This window comes from Nocardioides euryhalodurans, from assembly GCF_004564375.1.
GTDB lineage: Bacteria > Actinomycetota > Actinomycetes > Propionibacteriales > Nocardioidaceae > Nocardioides > Nocardioides euryhalodurans.
This window is the reverse complement of the sequence record NZ_CP038267.1, coordinates 2,591,049-2,608,735: the sequence shown is the minus strand read 5'-3', so window position 1 is coordinate 2,608,735 and position 17,687 is coordinate 2,591,049. Positions and strand designations below refer to the sequence as shown.

25 protein-coding genes are annotated in these 17,687 nt (G+C 72.9%); 9 read left to right on the top strand and 16 right to left on the bottom strand.

The window, feature by feature from the left end; genetic code table 11:
• Nucleotide 1 precedes the first annotated feature (1 nt).
• The 6 genes from EXE57_RS12520 to EXE57_RS12500 all read right to left on the bottom strand — a co-directional run bounded on the left by EXE57_RS12520 (nt 2) and on the right by EXE57_RS12500 (nt 2,708).
• Entirely contained in the window at nt 2-346 is a 345-nt protein-coding gene (locus EXE57_RS12520) for a YciI family protein (RefSeq protein WP_135077979.1), read from the bottom strand.
• A gap of 103 nt (nt 347-449) precedes the next feature.
• Entirely contained in the window at nt 450-1,043 is a 594-nt protein-coding gene (locus tag EXE57_RS12515; RefSeq protein ID WP_208542841.1) for a DUF6624 domain-containing protein, read from the bottom strand.
• A 105-nt stretch (nt 1,044-1,148) separates the two neighbouring features.
• Nucleotides 1,149-1,322, bottom strand: coding sequence for a hypothetical protein (locus EXE57_RS19780; RefSeq protein WP_167305897.1), 174 nt, complete (start codon nt 1,320-1,322; stop codon nt 1,149-1,151).
• A gap of 68 nt (nt 1,323-1,390) precedes the next feature.
• Entirely contained in the window at nt 1,391-1,780 is a 390-nt protein-coding gene (locus EXE57_RS12510) for a VOC family protein (protein WP_208542840.1), read from the bottom strand.
• A complete protein-coding gene (locus EXE57_RS12505) occupies nt 1,777-2,187 on the bottom strand; it encodes a VOC family protein (RefSeq protein ID WP_135077977.1) in 411 nt (136 codons plus the stop codon). Before EXE57_RS12505 ends, EXE57_RS12510 begins: the two co-directional genes overlap by 4 nt.
• A gap of 77 nt (nt 2,188-2,264) precedes the next feature.
• The gene (locus EXE57_RS12500; RefSeq protein ID WP_244246816.1) at nt 2,265-2,708 is read right to left on the bottom strand and encodes a MarR family winged helix-turn-helix transcriptional regulator; all 444 of its coding nucleotides are present in this window, start codon (nt 2,706-2,708) and stop codon (nt 2,265-2,267) included.
• 79 nt (nt 2,709-2,787) lie between these two features.
• On the opposite strand from EXE57_RS12500, the gene EXE57_RS12495 reads away from it, so the two are divergent.
• Nucleotides 2,788-3,414: a maleylpyruvate isomerase family mycothiol-dependent enzyme gene (locus EXE57_RS12495; protein ID WP_135077975.1), complete on the top strand. Its 627-nt coding sequence runs from the start codon at nt 2,788-2,790 to the stop codon at nt 3,412-3,414.
• Here EXE57_RS12495 and EXE57_RS12490 read toward each other — a convergent pair whose 3' ends face one another.
• Nucleotides 3,415-4,062 carry a hypothetical protein gene (locus EXE57_RS12490; RefSeq protein WP_135077973.1) on the bottom strand — a complete coding sequence of 216 codons (648 nt, stop codon included), beginning with the start codon at nt 4,060-4,062 and terminating at the stop codon, nt 3,415-3,417. It lies immediately after the preceding gene.
• A gap of 38 nt (nt 4,063-4,100) precedes the next feature.
• On the opposite strand from EXE57_RS12490, the gene EXE57_RS19775 reads away from it, so the two are divergent.
• Entirely contained in the window at nt 4,101-4,271 is a 171-nt protein-coding gene (locus tag EXE57_RS19775; RefSeq protein ID WP_167305896.1) for a hypothetical protein, read from the top strand.
• Here the strand turns inward: EXE57_RS19775 and EXE57_RS12485 are convergent.
• Nucleotides 4,232-5,257, bottom strand: a complete 1,026-nt coding sequence (locus tag EXE57_RS12485; protein ID WP_244246815.1) for a TerC/Alx family metal homeostasis membrane protein — start codon at nt 5,255-5,257, stop codon at nt 4,232-4,234. The genes EXE57_RS19775 and EXE57_RS12485 overlap by 40 nt on opposite strands.
• Nucleotides 5,258-5,448: 191 nt before the next feature.
• On the opposite strand from EXE57_RS12485, the gene EXE57_RS12480 reads away from it, so the two are divergent.
• Genes EXE57_RS12480 through EXE57_RS12470 form a run of 3 tightly spaced genes read left to right on the top strand, consistent with a single transcriptional unit; the run spans nt 5,449 to nt 7,266 of the window.
• The gene (locus EXE57_RS12480; protein WP_135077969.1) at nt 5,449-6,123 is read left to right on the top strand and encodes a haloacid dehalogenase type II; all 675 of its coding nucleotides are present in this window, start codon (nt 5,449-5,451) and stop codon (nt 6,121-6,123) included.
• Nucleotides 6,124-6,135: 12 nt separating this feature from the next.
• The gene (locus tag EXE57_RS12475; protein ID WP_135077967.1) at nt 6,136-6,729 is read left to right on the top strand and encodes a DUF6198 family protein; all 594 of its coding nucleotides are present in this window, start codon (nt 6,136-6,138) and stop codon (nt 6,727-6,729) included.
• 39 nt (nt 6,730-6,768) lie between these two features.
• Entirely contained in the window at nt 6,769-7,266 is a 498-nt protein-coding gene (locus tag EXE57_RS12470) for a beta-class carbonic anhydrase (RefSeq protein ID WP_244246814.1), read from the top strand.
• Between the two features lie 4 nt (nt 7,267-7,270).
• Here the strand turns inward: EXE57_RS12470 and EXE57_RS12465 are convergent, their stop codons facing one another.
• Nucleotides 7,271-8,257 carry an NAD(P)-dependent alcohol dehydrogenase gene (locus EXE57_RS12465; RefSeq protein ID WP_135077965.1) on the bottom strand — a complete coding sequence of 329 codons (987 nt, stop codon included), beginning with the start codon at nt 8,255-8,257 and terminating at the stop codon, nt 7,271-7,273.
• Nucleotides 8,258-8,333: 76 nt separating this feature from the next.
• Between EXE57_RS12465 and EXE57_RS12460 the strand changes: the two genes are divergently transcribed.
• Together EXE57_RS12460 and EXE57_RS12455 are read left to right on the top strand one after the other, a co-directional pair.
• Nucleotides 8,334-8,990 carry a TetR/AcrR family transcriptional regulator C-terminal domain-containing protein gene (locus EXE57_RS12460; protein ID WP_244246813.1) on the top strand — a complete coding sequence of 219 codons (657 nt, stop codon included), beginning with the start codon at nt 8,334-8,336 and terminating at the stop codon, nt 8,988-8,990.
• Nucleotides 8,987-9,451, top strand: coding sequence for a TIGR00725 family protein (locus tag EXE57_RS12455; protein ID WP_135077963.1), 465 nt, complete (start codon nt 8,987-8,989; stop codon nt 9,449-9,451). The genes EXE57_RS12460 and EXE57_RS12455 overlap by 4 nt, the downstream gene beginning before the upstream one ends.
• A gap of 1 nt (nt 9,452) precedes the next feature.
• On the opposite strand, the gene EXE57_RS12450 is transcribed toward EXE57_RS12455, so the two are convergent.
• Entirely contained in the window at nt 9,453-10,643 is a 1,191-nt protein-coding gene (locus EXE57_RS12450) for a RimK family alpha-L-glutamate ligase (RefSeq protein ID WP_135077961.1), read from the bottom strand.
• Nucleotides 10,644-10,725: 82 nt separating this feature from the next.
• On the opposite strand from EXE57_RS12450, the gene EXE57_RS12445 reads away from it, so the two are divergent.
• Nucleotides 10,726-11,154 (top strand): ATP-dependent zinc protease family protein, encoded by a 429-nt coding sequence (locus EXE57_RS12445; RefSeq protein WP_244246812.1) that lies wholly within the window; start codon nt 10,726-10,728, stop codon nt 11,152-11,154.
• Nucleotides 11,154-12,101, top strand: coding sequence for a succinylglutamate desuccinylase/aspartoacylase family protein (locus EXE57_RS12440; protein WP_135077959.1), 948 nt, complete (start codon nt 11,154-11,156; stop codon nt 12,099-12,101). Before EXE57_RS12445 ends, EXE57_RS12440 begins: the two co-directional genes overlap by 1 nt.
• 32 nt (nt 12,102-12,133) lie before the next feature.
• Here the strand turns inward: EXE57_RS12440 and EXE57_RS12435 are convergent, their stop codons facing one another.
• From EXE57_RS12435 to EXE57_RS12410, 6 genes are all read right to left on the bottom strand, one after another.
• Nucleotides 12,134-12,538: a DUF1801 domain-containing protein gene (locus EXE57_RS12435; protein WP_135077957.1), complete on the bottom strand. Its 405-nt coding sequence runs from the start codon at nt 12,536-12,538 to the stop codon at nt 12,134-12,136.
• Nucleotides 12,539-12,598: 60 nt separating this feature from the next.
• Entirely contained in the window at nt 12,599-13,015 is a 417-nt protein-coding gene (locus EXE57_RS12430) for a VOC family protein (RefSeq protein ID WP_135077954.1), read from the bottom strand.
• A 19-nt stretch (nt 13,016-13,034) separates the two neighbouring features.
• Nucleotides 13,035-14,111 (bottom strand): winged helix DNA-binding domain-containing protein, encoded by a 1,077-nt coding sequence (locus EXE57_RS12425; RefSeq protein WP_167305894.1) that lies wholly within the window; start codon nt 14,109-14,111, stop codon nt 13,035-13,037.
• Between the two features lie 25 nt (nt 14,112-14,136).
• Complete coding sequence (locus tag EXE57_RS12420; RefSeq protein WP_135077950.1) at nt 14,137-14,784, bottom strand: CE1759 family FMN reductase; 648 nt, start codon at nt 14,782-14,784, stop codon at nt 14,137-14,139.
• Entirely contained in the window at nt 14,781-15,929 is a 1,149-nt protein-coding gene (locus tag EXE57_RS12415) for an LLM class flavin-dependent oxidoreductase (RefSeq protein ID WP_135077948.1), read from the bottom strand. The genes EXE57_RS12420 and EXE57_RS12415 overlap by 4 nt, the downstream gene beginning before the upstream one ends.
• A 76-nt stretch (nt 15,930-16,005) precedes the next feature.
• Nucleotides 16,006-17,637, bottom strand: coding sequence for a peroxidase family protein (locus EXE57_RS12410; protein WP_135077946.1), 1,632 nt, complete (start codon nt 17,635-17,637; stop codon nt 16,006-16,008).
• Between the last annotated feature and the right edge of the window lie 50 nt (nt 17,638-17,687).

Genomic DNA, 17,687 nt, shown 5'->3' with positions numbered 1-17,687 from the left:
GCTAGTCCTGGAAGGGCCGGACCTCGACCGGACCGCCGCAGGCCCGTGAACCCTGGGAGGCCCACTCGAGGGCTGCGTCGAGGTCGGGGGCCTGGATGATCCAGTATCCGCCGAGCCACTCCTTGCTCTCGGAGAACGGCCCGTCGGTCACGACCGGTGCGTCACCGGTGTTGTCGACGGTGGTGGCGATCTCGCGCGGCATCAGGCCGCCGGCGAACACCCACGAGCCGGACTCCCTGAGCCGCTCGTTGAAGGCGCCGACGTCGGCGAACATCCGCTCCATCTCCTCGCCGGCCGGCATCTCCTCGCCGACGACGTGGTGGACGGACAGCATGTACTCGGGCATCTCGTTCCTCCTGCGTACGGACCCCCGGCGGGTCCTCTCACCTGGTCCACGAACGGGGAGACGTCGGCACGACACCCCGCGCCGGGATTCTGCCCGAACCCGGTCAACCCTGGCCGCACACCCTCGTCATCGTCCGCAGGTAGCGCTCGTACGGCGGCAGCCCGGCCGCCTCACGTCGCTCGTCGAGCCCTTCCGGGTCCTCGATCTCGGGCTGGGCCGGCGTGCCCTTGCGCGTGCAGCCGGTCTGGGTTCCGTAGAGCTGCGGCTCGCCCCGACCCGCGCGGACCCGGTCCTCGAGGTAGGCGAGGTTGCCCGGCGAGGCCTGGCCGTCGGCCACGGCCGCCCGCAGCAGCTCCAGAGCCTCGGCCTGGAAGTCGGGGTCGAGGTCGGAGTGCTGGGCGATCAGCCAGGCGGCGTCCTCGCCCTCCTGGCCGACCAGGTCGTACGTCGGCCAGCCGTGCTCGTCCACGATCTCCCGGAGCCGGTCGGTGCGTTGCTCGTCGGTCAGCGGTGCGCCGCTGGTCCGCTCACCCTGGTCCTGCTCGGCCATCGCGAGCAGCTCGTCGCGCAGCTCCTCGTCGAGCTGGGTCGCCACCGGCACGCCGGGCTCCGCGGTCGGGACCCGGTCCGACCCGGTGCCGCCCGTGCACGCACCCAGCAGCAACGCCGCTGCGAGGAGGGCGGACCACCGCACCATGTCCCGGTTCTACACCACCCGGGCCCCGATAGTCAGTCACGGATCGGTCGTCGTACGCCCGAAGTCGCGACACGTCCGTGACGGACTATCGGGACGGCCGGCCGGTCAGAGGCCCTTGCGCTTGCGGCCGACCCCCCGGAGCAGCGACCGGGCACCGCGCTCGATGTCCCGGTTGGCGGTGGACCCTCCGGTCGTCGGCCTGCCGGTGGGGCGGGCGGTCCCGCCCGCGACGCCGCGGCGTCCGCCACCGAGGGCTCGGTTCACCAGTCCACGGATCATGCGGTTCTCCCTTCGTCGAGAACCGGACCCGTACCCGTCTCGTGCCGCTCCATGCGGAGCGGTCCTCCTCAGCTGGCGATCTCCCAGATCTGGCCGGCCGGATCGCGGAAGCTGGCGGTCCGCGGACCCCACGGGCGGGTGATCGGACCGTTGAGCAGCTCCACGCCCCGCGCGAGCAGCCACTCGCAGCGGGCGTCGACGTCGTCGACGTGGAGCGTCAGCACGCTGCGATGGCCGGCCGGCGCGCCCACCGGAGCCGGGTCGATCAGCTCCGGGGCGGCGGCGACGTCGAGCAGGTTGACCAGCGTGTCGCCGAACCGGAAGACCGCCGAGCTCTCGTCCTCGAAGTGCACCGGGAGGCCGAAGACCTCGGTGTAGAACGAGCGGGTGGCGGGGAGGTCCTCGGCGAAGATCGTGATCGCCCCGATCGGTCCGGAGGGGTCCCAGCGGCCGGTCACGCGGGCGCCCCCTCACCGGCGATGTTGACCAGCCAGCCGATGCCGTACCGGTCGACGAGCATGCCGAAGGTGTCACCCCAGACCTGCTGCTTGAGGGCGTCGACCACCGTCCCGCCGTCGGACAGCTTCTCGAACCAGCCGGTCAGCGCCTCGGTGTCGTCGCCGGAGAGGCTGATGTGCACCGAGCCGCCGGGCGCGGCGGTCTCTCCCGGGGGTGCGTCGGAGGCCATCAGCGTGAAGCCGTCGGGCGTCTCGAGCTGGGCGTGCATGACGCCGTCGGCGGGCTCGCCCCCCATGTCGCCGAAGGTCATCACCTGGAGCTCGCCACCGAACACGTCGCGGTAGAACTCCATGGCCTCCCGGGCCGTGGCCTGGAAGTTGAGGTAGGGGTTGAGGCGTGAGCCCATCGTCTGCTCCTTCGCGTGGTCGTCGTCGGGCAGACCTCGACCGACGAGCGGATTCATCGGGCGGTGCGGCGCCGACCCTACGCCTCGCGCCAGGGGTCGGTCAGCGCCCTGAGGTCGAGCAGCGCGCGCCGGAGCTCGCGCATCCGGGCAGGGCCGAGGTGGGCCTCCCACTCCGCCTCGACGACCGCCTCCATCTCCCGGGCCCGCTCCTGGGCGCGGATCCCCCGCTCGGCGAGGACGACGAGCCGGGCGCGGGCATCGGTCGGGTCGGGTCGCCGCTCGACGTAGCCCGCCCGCTCGAGCTGGTCGACGAGGAACCCGGCCGTCTGCTTGGTGACCTGGGCGGCCGCGGCGAGGTCCGTCAGTCGCGTCCCGTCCGGCCCCAGGCGGGCGGCGATCCGGCCCTGCGCGAGCGTCAGGTCGTCGAACCCGCCGGCGCGGAGGTGCTCGAAGATCCGGGTCTCGAGGTGGCGTCCCGCGACGAACATCCACACGCCCGTGCTCGTCTGCTGCTGCTCCACCCGTGAACTCCCTTGACAGAACTGGTCAGTCTCTCTGACCATAACAGTCAGAGAGACTGACCAGTCCAGGAGGCGCGCCATGGACAAGGAAGCCGTGTGGGACGTGGTCGTGAGCGAGCGGCACGCGCTGCTGGAGCACCTGCGGGTGCTGACCCCGGAGGAGTGGGACCACCCCTCGCTGTGCGCGGGGTGGCGGGTCCGCGACGTGGCGGCCCACGTGATCTCGGCCCCGCAGCTGCGCTGGCGGGCGACCGGCCGCGTGATGACGCAGATGTGGCGCGGCTACAACGGCGCGATCCTCCGCGACGGCCTGCAGCGCGGAGCGGCACCGACCGCCGAGATCCTCGCCCAGTACGACCGGTGGGCAGGCGTACGCCGGGGGCCGCTGACCGTCACCCACGTCGAGCCGCTGGTCGACGTCCTCGTGCACAGCCAGGACATCCTGCGCCCGCTCGGCCGGGTGCACGTCCCCCCGCCCGAGGCGGCCGTGGTCGCGGCCGACCGTTCGCGGTTGCTCGCTCCGCTGGTCGGCTCCACGCGCACGGTGCGCCGGGTCCGGATGCGGGCGACCGACACCGAGTGGGAGCGTGGCCGCGGTCCGGTCGTCGAGGGCCCTGCGCTGGAGCTGCTGATGCTGTGCGCGGGCCGCGAGGCCGAGGCGACCCTGCTCGCCGGCGAGGGTGTCGAGGTCATCACGCCGGCCTGATCAGCCGCGCGCCACCGCCACCTCGCCGCCCCACGACCAGCCGTCGGACAGCGGGAGGTACTCGCCGCTCCAGAACGTGCCGGGGTCGTACCAGTGGGCCTTGCGGTCGGTCTCGAGCAGGCCCATCTCCTGGAGGGTCAGCGCGACCACCTCGGCGCAGTACGCCGCCTCGGGACGCGGGCGTGGCCGGTCGCGGTCCCGCCTCGGCTGGTAGCCGTCGCGCCCGCGCAGCCACCGGCCTGCCAGTCGTGCGGTGCTCGGGAAGGACACCCCGTCGAGCCGGGCGACCGCCCGCAGCGCCGCGTCCTCCTCGGCCCGACCGGCCAGCGGGTCGAGCTGCCGCAGCCAGGCCTCCTGCTCGTAGACCTCCTGCCATCGGGTCACGGCGTCGCGCAGGTCGTGGAGCTGGACTCCCCGGTGGTGGTCGCCGGTCCACAGGTCGGGCAGCGAGCGGCCGAGCTCGGCGTGCCACATCAGCGGCGGCAGGTCGTCGAGCACCAGCGCCATCCCCACGTGGTTGACCGGCGCGTTCGTGAGCGTCCGGATCGCCCGGTCGGCGGCGCTGCGGCCGCGGAACAGCCACAGGTCGCCGGTCCGGGTGAGCGACACGGCCTCGTCGAGGGACAGCGCCCCGGAGCTCTTCACCATGGGTGCAGTCTGCCGAAGCGGCGCCGTACTCTCGTGGCATGGCGGGCGCGTGGTGGAAGTGGCTGGGTCTGGCCGGGGTCGTGGGCGTCGCCGCGACCGGGGCCGCGATCGCGCGCCAGGAGCGCCAACGGCGGTCCTACTCCCCCGACGAGATCCGCTCCCGCCTCCATCAGCGGCTCGCCGAGGCGGAGGCCTCCTCCCCGGACTGAGCCCGCTCCGAACGCCGCGACGCCACCAGGCTGGTGACCGTGGTGACCGCGAGGATGCCGACGACCACCAGCAACGACGGGAGCGTCGCGATCTCGGGCACCGCCGGCCACTGCAGGTGGGCCCAGTGGAGCCCCAGCTTGACCCCGATGAAGGCCAGGATCGCGGCCAGGCCGTAGCCCAGGTGGACGAGCTTGCCGAGCGCGCCCTCGAGGACGAAGTAGAGGGCCCGGAGGCCGAGGAGGGCGAAGGCGTTGGTCACGAAGACCAGGTACGGGTCACCGGTGATCCCGTACACCGCCGGCACGGAGTCGACCGCGAAGACCAGGTCGGTGGCCAGCACCGCGACGACCACGACGGCCAGTGGTGTGATCGCCCGCCGCCCGTCGATCCGCGTGAGCAGCCGGGTTCCTTCGTAGTCCTCGGTCACCGGCACCAGCCGACGCAGCACGCGGACGCTGCGCAGCCGGGAGACGTCGACCTCGTGGTCGGTGCCGCGGACCGCGTCGCGCAGGATCTTGGCCGCCGTCACCACCAGGACCAGGCCGAAGACGAGGAACACCCAGTCGAAGGCGGCCAGGGCAGCGGCGCCCAGGGCGATGAAGACCGCACGCATCACGAGCGCGCCCACGATGCCGTAGAGCAGCACCCGCTGACGCAGCTCGCGCGGTACGGCGAAGGCACCGAGCAGCAGGATGAAGACGAACAGGTTGTCCACGCTCAGCGACTTCTCCACGAGGTAGCCGGCGTAGTACTCCAGGCCACGGTCACCGCCGAACGCCGTGACGACGTAGATGCCGAAGAGCAGCGGCAGCGCGAGGTAGAACGCCGACCAGCCCAGCGCCTCGCGCATCCCCACGTCGTGGGGCCGACGGGTCAGCAGGAAGTCGATGACGAGGAAGCCGACGACGGCAGCGATCGTGACCGCCCACAGGGTGGGCGTGGCGACGGTGTCGACGGCGGACGGGGACGCAGCGGCGTTGAGCACGGGACTCCTCAGGTCGGGACGGCCTGAGGTCTCCTTCGCCGCACGGGCTCCCGCCCGAGGCGCCGTCCACGGCGCCGGAATGACCGGACGAGGATCGAGAAGTACTCCCCTCCCGGCAAATGCTAGCGAACAGGTCGACATCGCCCAAACCCGGGTTGTGCCGATCCGGCTCGCGAGGCAGGGTGGCAGACATGCCCCTCTCGGAGCACGACGTCCTCGCGTTCGACGTCTACGGCACCCTGGTCGACACCGCCGGGGTGGTCGAGCAGCTCCGCGGGGTGGTCGGCGACCGGGCGGCCGAGTTCTCCGACGCGTGGCGCGCCCACCAGCTCGGCTACTCGTTCCGTCGGGCGCTGATGCGCGACTACGTCGAGTTCGGGACGTGCACCGCGCAGGCGCTCGACCACACCGCGGCGACGATGGGCGTCGAGCTCACCGACGCCGACCGTGAGGAGCTGCTGGCGGCGTACGGGCGGTTGCCGGCGTTCCCCGACGCGGCTCCCGCTCTCGCCGGCCTCGCGGCGGCCGGTCGTCGGCTGGTGGCCTTCTCCAACGGGCCAGCCGGAACGGTCACGGCCCTGCTGGACCAGGCAGGCCTGAACACGCTCCTCGACGACGTCGTCAGCGTCGACGAGGTCGGCAGCTTCAAGCCCGACCCCGCGGTCTACCACCACCTGCTCGAGCGGGTCGCGTGCCGGGCGCAGCGGGTGGTGATGGTGTCCGGCAACTCCTTCGACGTGCTCGGGGCGAAGTCCGCGGGGCTGCAGGCCGCCTGGGTACGGCGCACGGAGGCTGCCCTGCTCGACCCGTGGGGCATCGAGCCGGACACGGTCGTCACCGACCTCGGCGGGCTGCTGCCCGACTGACAGGATGGCGGCGTGCACCACTCGCCCCGCCAGCTGCTGCTGCTCGGCGCGGGGTGCGTCGTGCTCGGCGCCGGCGTCGCCCTGCTGCTCACCGCCGACCTGGGCTCCGACGGGTTCTCGACCCTGGTCAACGGCGTCTCGCTGCGCGCCGACATCTCCTTCTGGACCGCCAACGTGCTGGTCTCGCTCGCCTTCCTCGCGGTCGCGGCCGCGCGCCGCGTGGTGCCGGGGCTCGGCACGGTGGTGCAGGTGGTCGTCGTGGGCGGCAGCGCGTCCCTGCTCCTGGAGGCCCTCACCACCCCCGACGGGTGGGGCGGCCGGATCGCGATGCTGGTGGTCGCGCTTCCGGTGCTCGGCGTGGGGATCGCCACCTACCTCGGCAGCAGGACCGGCGCCGGACCCGCCGAGGCGGCCGGCCTCGCGTGGGACCCGCCCATCCCCTTCAAGTGGAGCTACAGCCTGGTCCAGGGCGGCGGCGCGCTCGGCGGCTGGCTGCTGGGCGCCACCATCGGGCCCGGGACCGTGGTCGTGATCGTCCTGCTCGGCCCGCTGGTCGACCTCACCAGCCGGCTGCTGAGGCTCGACGTCCACCAGACGGCCACCTGACCGGGCATCGGAGCGCGACGCGCCCTACCCTTGCTCGGTGTGACCGGCTTCGATGACCTGTTGGCTGCCAACCGCCGCTACGCCGAGAGTTTCTCGATGAGCGGCTTCGACGGGATCGCCCACGCGGGAGTCGCGATGGTGACCTGCATGGACTCGCGGATCGACCCGCTGCGGATGGTCGGGCTCGAGCCGGGCGACGCCAAGATCCTGCGCAACCCCGGCGGCCGGGTGACCGACGCCGCCCTGGTCGCGCTCGTGCTCGGCGTCTCGCTGCTCAACGTGAGCCGGATCCTCGTGGTCCAGCACACCCGCTGCGCGATGGCCTCGGCCGGCGAGGCCGAGCTCCAGGCCCGCGTCGGCGAACGCCTCCAGCAGGACGCCTCGTGGCTCTCGATCGGCGCCATCACCGACCAGCGGCAGGCCCTGCGGGCCGACGTGCGCCGGGTGCGCAGCCATCCGCTGATGCCCGCCGAGGTCGAGGTCGGCGGGTTCCTCTACGACGTCGACACGGGGCTGCTCGGCGATCCCGTGGGCTGAGGTCTCAGCCCACGCTGACGACCAGCTTGCCGCGGGCACGCCCCTCGGCGAGGTGGTCGATGGCGGCAGCCGCGTCGGGGAGCGGCCAGGTCCGCTCGACGGCCGGGACGAACGCACCCTCCTCGGCGAGCGCCACCAGACGCGCCAGCTCCGTCGCCTTCTCCGAGGCGACGAAGAAGCGCAGCCGTTGCCGCACCAGCGGGGAGAGGGCGGCGGCGCCGAGCTGGCGCTGGATGCCGCTGAGCCACGGCCCGCCGGTCTCGCCGCCGACGATCACGAGCGTGCCCCGGGGCGCCAGGACCCGCCGCAGCCGGCGGATCGACCGGCCACCACCGATGTCGATGACCACGTCGTAGGCCGCCGGCGTCCCGTCCTCGCCCGGAAGGTCGGCCCCCGGCCCGTGGGGCAGGACCCTGTCGGCCCCCAGGCCCCGCACGAACTCGGCCTTGGTGGCGCTGCAGACCGCGTCCACACGGGCGCCGGCGTGCCGGGCGAGCTGGACGACGAAGCTGCCCACGCCACCGGACGCGCCGAGCACCAGGACCCGCTGGCCGGCCCGGACCCGGCCCACGTCGTGGACGGCCTGGAGGGCGGTCAGGCCCGAGATCGGGACGGCCGCGGCCTCCTCGAAGGTCCAGGCGGCCGGCTTGGCCACCAACCGGTCAGGGCTCGTCACCGCCAGCTCGGCGAACGTCCCGCCGGGAGCGGTGCCCATCACCTCGTCCCCGACGGCGAGGCCGGTCACCCCCTCGCCGAGGGCGGCGACCACCCCGGCGACGTCGCGACCCAGGACCGGCCGGCGGGGCCGGCGCAGGCCCGTGGCGAGTCGCATCAGCCGCGGCTCGCCGGTCATCAGGTGCCAGACGCCACGGTCGACGCCGGCCGCCCGCACCACCAGCAGCACCTCGCCCGGGCCCGGAACCGGGTCCGGCCGGTCGGCCAGCACGACCCGGTCGGTGCTGCCGTACTCGGTACGCACGATCGCCTTCATGTCCATCCTCTCCCTTACGCTGTAAGAAGACAGTAGCCTTACGTTGTAAGCCATCGCAAGAGGAAGGACCGGACCTGTGCCGACCCGGACCCCGCTGAGCCGCGAGCGCATCCACGCCACGGCCCTCGAACTGGCCGACGAGCACGGCCTGGCAGGGCTCTCGATGCGGTCGCTCGCGACCGCCCTGGGGGTCGAGGCGATGTCGCTCTACCACCACGTCCCGGGCAAGGACGCCCTGCTCGACGGGCTGGTCGACGCGGTCTTCGCCGAGTTCCACCTGCCGGTGGTCGGGGAGGACTGGACCGAGCAGATGCGGGCCCGGTCGGGCTCGGCCCGCGAGGCGATGAAGCGGCACCGCTGGGCGATCGGCCTCATGGACTCCCGGCGCACGCCGGGGCCCGAGACGCTCCGCCACCACGACGCGGTGCTCGGCTGCCTCCGCGCGGCCGGCTTCTCGCTGGAGCTGGCCGGGCACGCGGCCGCGCTGCTCGACGCCCACCTCTACGGCTTCGTCGTGCAGGAGGTGAGCCTGCCGTTCCAGGACGAGGGCGAGCTGGCCGACCTGGGGTCGGAGATCCTCACCGGGCTGCCGGAGGGGGAGCTGGTCCACTTCCGTGAGTACGCCGTGGACCGGGCGCTGCAGCCGGGCTACGACTTCGGCGACGAGTTCGGCTGGGGGCTGGAGCTGGTCCTCGAGGGGATCGCCCGCCGGCTGGCCGAGGAGCAGGCGTGAGCGCCCGGGGCTACGTCGGCGTCGTCGGCCCGAGCGGCGAGCCGGCCGCCGAGGTGCTCGCCGCTGCCGAGGAGGTCGGTCGCCTGCTGGCCGGGGCCGAGGTCGTGGTGGTCACCGGCGGTGGCACCGGGGTGATGGAGGCCGCGTCACGGGGCGCCACCTCCGCCGGCGGCACCGCGCTCGGCCTCCTGCCCGGGAGCGACCGGCGCGAGGGCAACACCCACCTCACGGTCGCCGTCGCGACCGGGCTGGGCGAGATGCGCAACGCGCTGCTCGTGCGGGCGGTCGACGCGGTCATCTCGGTGGGCGGCAGCTGGGGCACCCTGAGCGAGGTCGCGCTCGCCTGCCGCACCGGCGTGCCGGCGTACGCGCTGCTCGGCTGGGAGCTGCCCGCCGAGGGCGGTCCGGTCGTGGTCGCCGACGCGGCCGAGGCGGTGGCCCGCGTGCTCGACGTGCGGTGACTCAGGCGTCGTGGATCGGCTGCTTCGGCAGCTTCTTGACCCGTTGCCGACGCTTGCGGCGCTCGGGGATCATCGAGCGCATCTCCTCGAGCTTGCCGAAGCACAGCAGCCGGTCCTCGGCCTCCAGCACGGTGGAGGCACGCGGGTTGGGCAGGACCTGGGCGCCGCGGTGGAGCGTGAGGACGGTGATGTCCTTCTCGCGCAGGCCGGAGTCGGTGATGGACTTGCCGACGATGTCGGCCTCGCCGTGGACGGCGAGCTCGGCCACGCCGTACCCGGTGGAGACGCTCAGCCGCTGCCGCACGTCGATCTGCGGGAACGCGACCTGGTTGTCGATGTGGTCGATGATCGCGCCGGCGATGTCGAGCTTGGTGGCGTTCTCGATGCCCTCGAGGCCGGGCGAGGAGTTGACCTCCATCACCAGCGGGCCGTCGTTGCCCTCGAGCATGTCGACCCCCGCGACCTTGAGGCCCATGATCTGGGCCGAGCGCACGGCCGCCTCCTCGAAGACCGGGTCGAGCTCGACCGCCTCGACCGAGCCGCCGCGGTGCACGTTGGAGCGGAACTCGTCGCCCTGCGCGACGCGGCGCATGGCCGCGACCACCCGGTCACCGACGACGAGCGCCCGGATGTCGCGGCCCTTGCTCTCCTTGACGAAGCGCTGGATCAGCACGTTCTGCCGGGTGCTGTGCAGGGTCTCGATGATGGCCTCGGCGACCTTGCGGTCCGGGGCGAGGATCACGCCGATGCCCTGGGTGCCCTCGAGCAGCTTGATCACGACCGGCGCACCGCCGACCCGCTCGATCGCCGGGATCACGTCGGCGCGGTCGCGCACGAAGGTGGTGGCCGGCATCAGCACGTTGTGGCGGGACAGGATCTGCGACGCCCGCAGCTTGTCCCGCGAGTTCGTGATGCCGGCGGCGGTGTTGGGCGTGTAGACGTCCATCTGCTCGAACTGCCGCACCACCGCGGTGCCGAAGTAGGTGATGGAGTTGCCGATCCTCGGCAGGATCGCGTCGTAGTCCGAGAGCTGCTTCCCGCGGAACTGCAGGTCCGGCTCGTCGTGGCTCAGGTCGATGCCGAACCGGAGGGTGTTGAGCACCTTCACGGTGTGCCCGCGGTCGAGTGCGGCGGTCCGCAACCGCTGCGTGCTGTAGGCACGGGGGGAGACCGAGAGGATGGCGAGCTTCATGTCAGCAACCTGAGAGGATCGAGGGGTGACTGCAACGGACGCATCCGCTCCATCCAACACCATCGTCGGGTGGCGGGAATGGGTGAGCCTCCCGGGCCTCGGCGTCTCGTGGATCAAGGCGAAGGTCGACACCGGCGCGCGTACCTCCGCCCTCCACGCCTTCGACCTCGAGGAGTTCGAGCGCGACGGCGAGGTGTGGGTGCGCTACTCGGTCCACCCGTGGCAGGACTCCGACGAGGACGCCGTCGACTGCGAGTCGCGGGTCCTCGACCGACGGGAGGTGCGGAGCTCGAGCGGCCACGCCGAGGAGCGGTACGTCGTGCAGCTCGACGTCAGCCTGTGCAAGCACGTGGTCGACGCCGAGGTCACGCTGAGCAAGCGTGACGAGATGGGCTTCCGGATGCTGGTGGGCCGTGAGGCGCTGTGCCAGGGCTTCCTCGTCGACCCCAGCCGCTCCTACCTCGGCGGCCGTCCGAAGGTGTCCGTGCGCCGCCGGAACCGGGGCCGTTGATGCCGCGGGAGTCCTTCGGGATCGGCAACGTCCGGATCCGGGTGGGGACCTCACGTTCGCTCGAGCTGCCGATCACCCGGCTGGTCACCGGCGCCGACGTGAGCCTGCCGGTCCGGGTCTTCCACGGACGTGAGGACGGGCCCACCGTCTGGCTGGACGCCGCGATCCACGGCGACGAGGTGGTCGGCGTCGAGGTGATCCGCCAGGTGCTGGCCGGGCTCGACCCCAAGGAGCTCCGCGGCACGCTGATCGCGGTCCCGATCGTCAACGTGCTCGGCTTCATGACCGGCGACCGCTACCTCCCCGACCGGCGCGACCTCAACCGCTCGTTCCCCGGCTCGGCGCGTGGGTCGCTGGCGAGCCGGATCGCGCACCTGTTCATGCAGGAAGTGGTCGCCAAGTGCGAGGTCGGGATCGACCTCCACACCGGCTCGGACCGCCGCTCCAACCTGCCGCAGATCCGGGCCGACCTCGACGACCCGCGCACCCGATCGCTGGCCGAGGCGTTCGCGGCGCCGGTCATGCTGCACGCGAGGATCCGCGACGGCTCGCTGCGCCACGCCGCCCGCGAGCGCGGCGCCACCGTGCTGCTCTACGAGGCGGGCGAGAACCTCCGCTTCGACGGCTATGCGATCGACGCGGGCGTCGCCGGCGTACGCCGGGTCCTCGCCTCGCTCGGGATGGTGGACGGCCCCGCCGAGCCCGACCACGAGCCGAGCGTGGAGTGCCGCTCCAGCGGCTGGGTCCGCGCCCGGCGTACGGGCATCCTCGACCTCGACGCCCGGCTCGGCCAGCGGGTGACCGACGGGGAACGGCTCGGCGCGCTCGTCGACTCGTTCGGCCGGACGCTGCGGCTGGTCCACGCCAACCGGGACGGCATCGTCATCGGCCGTACCGAGGCGCCCCTGGTGAACTCGGGGGACGCGATCGTGCACATCGCGACCTGAGGGGCTGGGGGCCACCGGGGCGGCGCAGCGACTCAGCCCTCGTCCTCCCACGCCCGCCGGACGAGCCGGGCCAGCGTCGGCTCGTCGACGTCGGCCAGCCGCTTGACGTAGAGACAGCTCTTGCCGGTGCTGTGGGGTCCGAGCTGCACGAGATCGGCGCTGTCGTCGTCCGGCGGCAGCACCCCGTAGAGCACCAGCGCGGCCTTGCGGGGCGAGAGGCCGACCGCGAACCACGCGCGCTCGACGCCGTCGGCGGTGGTGTACGGCCGATCACCGAAGCCCACGATCGAGGTGCCCCACATCCGTGGCTCGGTGCCGGTCACCTCGCGCATCAGCGCGACCACCGCCTCGGTGTCCTCGCGCCGCCGGTCGTCGGTGATCCCGGCGACGAACTCGCCCACGTCACCGGCCCGGGCAGTCGTCCTGCGGTCCGCCATGGACCGAGCCTGCCACCGGGTGCCGATGCCCGTCGAGGTCGGCTGACTCCGAGCACCCGGTCAGTCCTGGCCGAGCTCCTGGAAGAGCGTCAGCTGGATCCCCGCCGGCGCCTGCAGCCGCGCGTTGCGGGAGTTCCACGGCGTGAGCGTCGGGGGCGCGATGCCCTCGGCCCCTGCGTCGAGCGCGACCCGGGTCGCCGCCTCGCAGTCGTCCACCTCCAGGGCCACCCGGAAGTGGGGCGCGACCCGGCGGCCGACCTCGACCCGGTCGATCAGCTCGACCTGGGGGGTGTTGGACAGCTCCAGGGTGGCCCGCCCGGCGTCCAGGATCATCACCTGCGCACCTCCCTCGCCGTCGTAGGCCTCGGCCACCGGAAGCCCCAGTGCGTCGCGGAAGAACGCGACCGCCTCGTCGTAGTCCTCGGCGTGCACCACGAGGCGGAGCTGGGACACGCGGGGGGAAGGGTTCTCCGTCATCAGTCCAGACTGCCACCGCTCACCGCAGGTCGACCACGGCCTCCCGGGCGAGGAAGGCTCCGTAGCGCGCGGCCGCGCGCTCGACCGGCACCAGGTGGTCGTCGTGCCACGAGGCGTACGGCGCGAGCTCGAATACCACCTGCCGGGCGGTGACGGAACGCTTCATGGCGGCGACCAGCTGGCCGTCGACGAGTGCCATCCCCATCGCGCTCTCGCGGCCGCGCGGGACGACGCCGGCCGCGTCGAGCACCCAGCGGGAGGCGGTCGCGTAGCCGCGGTAGGTCTCGTCCAGGATCTGCAACAGGTGGGCGGCCGGCTCCGTGGGGCCAGTCGGTGGCTCCTGGTCGGGCGGGTGCCAGAACGTCCGGTCGTCGTGCTCGAAGGTGGCCAGCCCGTCCGCGGCCGCGGTGAGGCCGGCCCGCGCGTCCGGGAGCGACAGGCTGGCCCAGTAGGCCAGGTCCTCGGCCGTGACCGGTCCGTGGCCGGTGGCGTAGCGCAGCGCGAGCTCGGCCAGTCCCTCGTCCCGGTCGAGACGTCGGGGCGCGCGCACCCGGTCCGCGACGAGCACGTAGCTGTGGGCTCCGTCGACCACCGGGCCGCTGCACACCAGGGCCCGCAGCTCGAGGTGGGCCATCAGCAGCATCAGCTCATGGCCCGGCACCTGCTCACCGGCCTCGACGAGCAGCGCGGCGAGCTGTGGCCGGGTGAGGTGCCGGCCCGCCAGTGCGTCCACCACCAACCCCGAGAGCCGGTCCAGCTCGGCGTCGTCGTAGACCTCGGCCAGCTGCTGGGCGGCGGGCCGGCCCGCTCCGGGGGCGGTCAGCTCGACCAGCCACACCAGGTCCTCGGCCGTGACGTAGTGCCAGGTGGACCGCAGCACGTGGACGCGCACGACCCGGCCCTCGTCGAGGGCGGCGCCGAGGTCCGACGGGTCGGGGGCCGCGGTGCGGGCGGCGACGGCCCACGCGGACTGGGCGGGGTTCTCGGCCTGGACGCCGAGCAGCGACCGTACGACGCCCTCCGCCGACGTGGGCCCAGACCCGACCAGGTGCTGGCTGCGGAGCCGCCAGCGGGCGATGTCGACGTCGGTGACCACGTCGCCCAGTCTTCCAAATCCGACGTCAGCCGGCGTGTCCCCTGAGCAGGCTCTCGAACGCGGGCGGCTCGGGGAGCTCAGAGCCGGAGCGGCGGGGGCGGGTGGCCAGGTCGGGGGCGAACCCGCCGACCCCACCGGACCCGCCCACCAGCAGGGCAGCCAGCTCGGCGGCCGCGCGGCGGATCCGCTCCTCGAGGCCGGCGTCGCCGAAGTCCTCGGTCGCGGCGAACACCCCGGTCGGCACGACCACCGCCCGCAGGTAGGTGAACAGCGGCCGCAGCGCGTGGTCGAGCACGAGGGAGTGCCGGGCGGTGCCGGCGGTCGCGGCGACGAGCACCGGCATGCCGTTGAGCGCGTCGGGGTCGAGTGCGTCCACGAACATCTTGAACAGCCCGCTGTAGCTCGCGCTGAAGACCGGCGTCACCGCCACCATGCCGTCGGCCGCCGACACCAGGTCGCGGGCGCGGGACAGCGCAGGCGTCGGGACGCCGCCGCTGGTCATCGTGGTCGCGAGGTCGTGGGCGAGCTCACGCAGCTCCAGCACGTCGACCGAGACGTCCTCGCCGCGCGAGGACACCTGGGCGCGTACGGCGTCGGCCAGCTGGTCCGCCAGCAGCCGCGTCGAGGAGGGCTCGGCCAGGCCGGCCGCCAGGACCACCAGTCGGCGCGTCATCGGGTGCTCCCGGCCACCGCGTCGACCTGGGCGCGCTCGGCGACCGGGGCGACCAGGTGGTGCTCGGACTCCGGTCCGGCGGCCACCAGCGACGCGTGGGTCGGCGGGTCGCTCGGCACGTGGGCCGGACGACGGCGAGCGAACTCCTCGCGCAGCACCGGCACCACCTCGCGGCCGAGGATCTCGACCTGCTCGAGCACCACGTCCGTCGGCAGCCCGGCGTGGTCGACCAGGAACAGCTGGCGCTGGTAGTCACCGACGTAGTCGGCGAACCCGAGGGTCCGCTCGATGACCTGCTCCGGCGTCCCGACCGTCAGCGGCGTGAGCTCGGAGAAGTCCTCGAGCGAGGGGCCGTGGCCGTAGACCGGCGCGTTGTCGAAGTAGGGCCGGAAGACGCGCTTGGCCTCCGCCTCGGTGTCGGCCATGAACACCTGGCCACCGAGGCCGACGATCGCCTGGTCGGCAGCGCCGTGGCCGTACGCCTCGAAGCGGCGCCGGTAGAGCGCCACCATCTGCTGGGTGTGCTCCTTGTTCCAGAAGATGTGGTTGTGGAAGAAGCCGTCGCCGTAGTACGCCGCCTGCTCGGCGATCTCGGGCGAGCGGATCGACCCGTGCCACACGAAGGGCGGCGTGCCGTCGAGCGGGGCGGGCGTGGCGGTGAAGCCCTGCAGCGGCGTGCGGTACGTGCCTTCCCACGTCACGACGCGCTCGCGCCAGAGCCGACGCAGCAGGTGGTAGTTCTCGACCGCGAGCGGGATCCCGTCGCGGATGTCCTTGCCGAACCAGGGGTACACCGGGCCGGTGTTTCCGCGGCCCATCATCAGGTCGACGCGGCCCCGCGAGAGGTGCTGGAGCATCGCGTAGTCCTCGGCGATCTTCACCGGGTCGTTGGTGGTGATGAGCGTCGTGGAGGTGCTCAGCAGCAGCTTCTCGGTCTGCGCCGCGATGAACCCGAGGTGGGTCGTGGGGCTGCTCGGCACGAACGGCGGGTTGTGGTGCTCGCCGGTCGCGAAGACGTCGAGCCCGACCTCCTCGGTCTTGAGCGCGAGCCGGGTCATCGACTCGATCCGCTCGCCCTCGGTCGGCGTACGACCGGTGGTGGGGTCGGGGGTGACGTCCCCGACGGAGAAGATGCCGAACTGCATGGTCGCCCCTTCTGGTTGAAAGTTGTATCAGGTTAACCGGAAGGGGCGCCGGAGCATTCCCCGCGGTGGTGCGGTGTCAGTCACCCAGGGGCGCGAGCACCGCCTTGTCGTCGTCGTACGCCACGAGCAGCAGGTCCATCATCGTGAACCGGCCGGGCTTGCCGCCCAGCGTGGGTCGCCAGTCGGGGTGGCGGACGATGGAGTGGCGCGAGCCCTCCATGGCGCGGTGGAAGGTCTCGGCCACGATCCGCGCGCCGACGCCGCTGAGCTTGCCGCCGTTGAGCTCGGCCTCGCGCAGCACGTAGAACCACAGCGGGGTCTCCTTCGCGAACCGGTCCTTCTCGGCGGCGGTGAGGCTGTCGAGCGAGGCGCCGTCGCCGCCGCTGCCCAGGATCTGCGCCTTGGTCAAGGCGGTCACCGGCACCCCCTTGCGACGCAGCAGCCTGACCATGTCCTGGCCACTCGCGAGCCGGACCATGTTGGCCCGCACCAGGTTGCGGAAGGCCAGGTGGGCGGCCATCGCCCCGAACCCGTCGCGCTTCCCGCCGAAGGCGCCGCTGGGCAGCGCGGCGAGCGGCGGGGTGAGCAGCGTGTCGATCCGGCGCGCGAGGTTGAACTCGCCCGCCGGCGGCTTCAGGTCGCCGCGACCGATGCTCGAGAAGCGGTAGAGCCGTCGCCAGTCGGCGATCCAGTTGCTCGGCAGCGCCAGCGGGCCGCCGCCCAGGAAGCCCGAGGTGCCGGAGAAGTCGAACAGGAAGAACAGGTCGCCCTGACCGTTGGGGAACTCCGCGTTCCAGTCGTACGCGCCCCGCACCATCGAGTGCCCGAAGCGGAACGCCGCCACCGAGAACTCCACCGGCATCGTCGGCACGCTCAACGGGTCGGCCCCGACCTCGAACAGCTTGCGGCCGTTGCTGAAGACGTCCGTGACGACCGTGCTGTCGCAGATCTTGGGGAGGTAGTCGGTGCGCAGCATCCACTGGTAGTGGAGGACGACCTGCCGGCGGGCGCGGCGGAAGCGCTGGTTGGCCGGCACCGAGGCGTCCAGGCCGTCGACGACCCGGTTGTGGAAGCGGGTGAACGCCAGGTGGGTCTGCGCGACCGCGAGGTTCTCGTCGTTGCGGAAGTCGGGGATCACGGCGCGACGTCGGTTCTCCTCGTCGTCGCTGCCGTCCCCGAGGCGCGGCAGGTCGTACTCGCGGCGGGCCTGGAGCGGCGCGGGCCCGAGCCGGACCGTCCTCCCGACGGCGAGGTGGCGGTCGTCGCGGTAGAACTCCGCGGAGACCGGGTCGGCGGGACCGAAGCCGTACATGCTGTCGAGGTCGAGGCTGGGTGATCGGCCCTGGAGCAGGTCGGCCGGCGCGACCGAGTCGCCGAGCGCGACCGTCGTCTGGTCGAAGGTGAGGTCGTGGTCGACGAACTGCCCGAGGTAGGTGTAGCCGGCCGCGATCGTGCCGTTGCCCCCGTCGTCCCTCGTGGCCATCGCCGTGGCGACCTTGCGGAGCAGCCCCTCGGGGAGCTTGCTCCCCCGCGGGCCGAGGCGTGAGAAGCGGAAGTCCTCGGCCCGGGCGGCCGCGGCAGTCCGCGCGCCGTCGTCGACCGGGGCGGTCTCGGGCACGGTGGCCGGATCGCCGACCAGCCCCTCGCCCTCGATGAAGAAGTGCTCGCGTCCGTGACGTTCAGGTCCTCGACGCTTGGCGACCGGCATGGTGGTTCCCCCTCGGAGTGGGCCCGGGGGGCCGGGGGGCCGACGGCCAC

Coding starts and splice junctions, on each gene's coding strand:
- EXE57_RS12520 (WP_135077979.1), bottom strand. CDS start 346: ATGCCCGAGTACATGCTGTCCGTCCACCACGTCGTCGGCGAGGAGATG.
- EXE57_RS12410 (WP_135077946.1), bottom strand. CDS start 17,637: ATGCCGGTCGCCAAGCGTCGAGGACCTGAACGTCACGGACGCGAGCAC.
- EXE57_RS12490 (WP_135077973.1), bottom strand. CDS start 4,062: ATGGTGAAGAGCTCCGGGGCGCTGTCCCTCGACGAGGCCGTGTCGCTC.
- EXE57_RS12435 (WP_135077957.1), bottom strand. CDS start 12,538: ATGGCGGACCGCAGGACGACTGCCCGGGCCGGTGACGTGGGCGAGTTC.
- EXE57_RS19775 (WP_167305896.1), top strand. CDS start 4,101: ATGGCGGGCGCGTGGTGGAAGTGGCTGGGTCTGGCCGGGGTCGTGGGC.
- EXE57_RS12430 (WP_135077954.1), bottom strand. CDS start 13,015: ATGACGGAGAACCCTTCCCCCCGCGTGTCCCAGCTCCGCCTCGTGGTG.
- EXE57_RS12465 (WP_135077965.1), bottom strand. CDS start 8,257: ATGAAGGCGATCGTGCGTACCGAGTACGGCAGCACCGACCGGGTCGTG.
- EXE57_RS12450 (WP_135077961.1), bottom strand. CDS start 10,643: ATGAAGCTCGCCATCCTCTCGGTCTCCCCCCGTGCCTACAGCACGCAG.
- EXE57_RS12420 (WP_135077950.1), bottom strand. CDS start 14,784: ATGACGCGCCGACTGGTGGTCCTGGCGGCCGGCCTGGCCGAGCCCTCC.
- EXE57_RS12495 (WP_135077975.1), top strand. CDS start 2,788: ATGGACAAGGAAGCCGTGTGGGACGTGGTCGTGAGCGAGCGGCACGCG.
- EXE57_RS12480 (WP_135077969.1), top strand. CDS start 5,449: ATGCCCCTCTCGGAGCACGACGTCCTCGCGTTCGACGTCTACGGCACC.
- EXE57_RS12515 (WP_208542841.1), bottom strand. CDS start 1,043: ATGGTGCGGTGGTCCGCCCTCCTCGCAGCGGCGTTGCTGCTGGGTGCG.
- EXE57_RS12440 (WP_135077959.1), top strand. CDS start 11,154: ATGCCGCGGGAGTCCTTCGGGATCGGCAACGTCCGGATCCGGGTGGGG.
- EXE57_RS12505 (WP_135077977.1), bottom strand. CDS start 2,187: ATGGGCTCACGCCTCAACCCCTACCTCAACTTCCAGGCCACGGCCCGG.
- EXE57_RS19780 (WP_167305897.1), bottom strand. CDS start 1,322: ATGATCCGTGGACTGGTGAACCGAGCCCTCGGTGGCGGACGCCGCGGC.
- EXE57_RS12415 (WP_135077948.1), bottom strand. CDS start 15,929: ATGCAGTTCGGCATCTTCTCCGTCGGGGACGTCACCCCCGACCCCACC.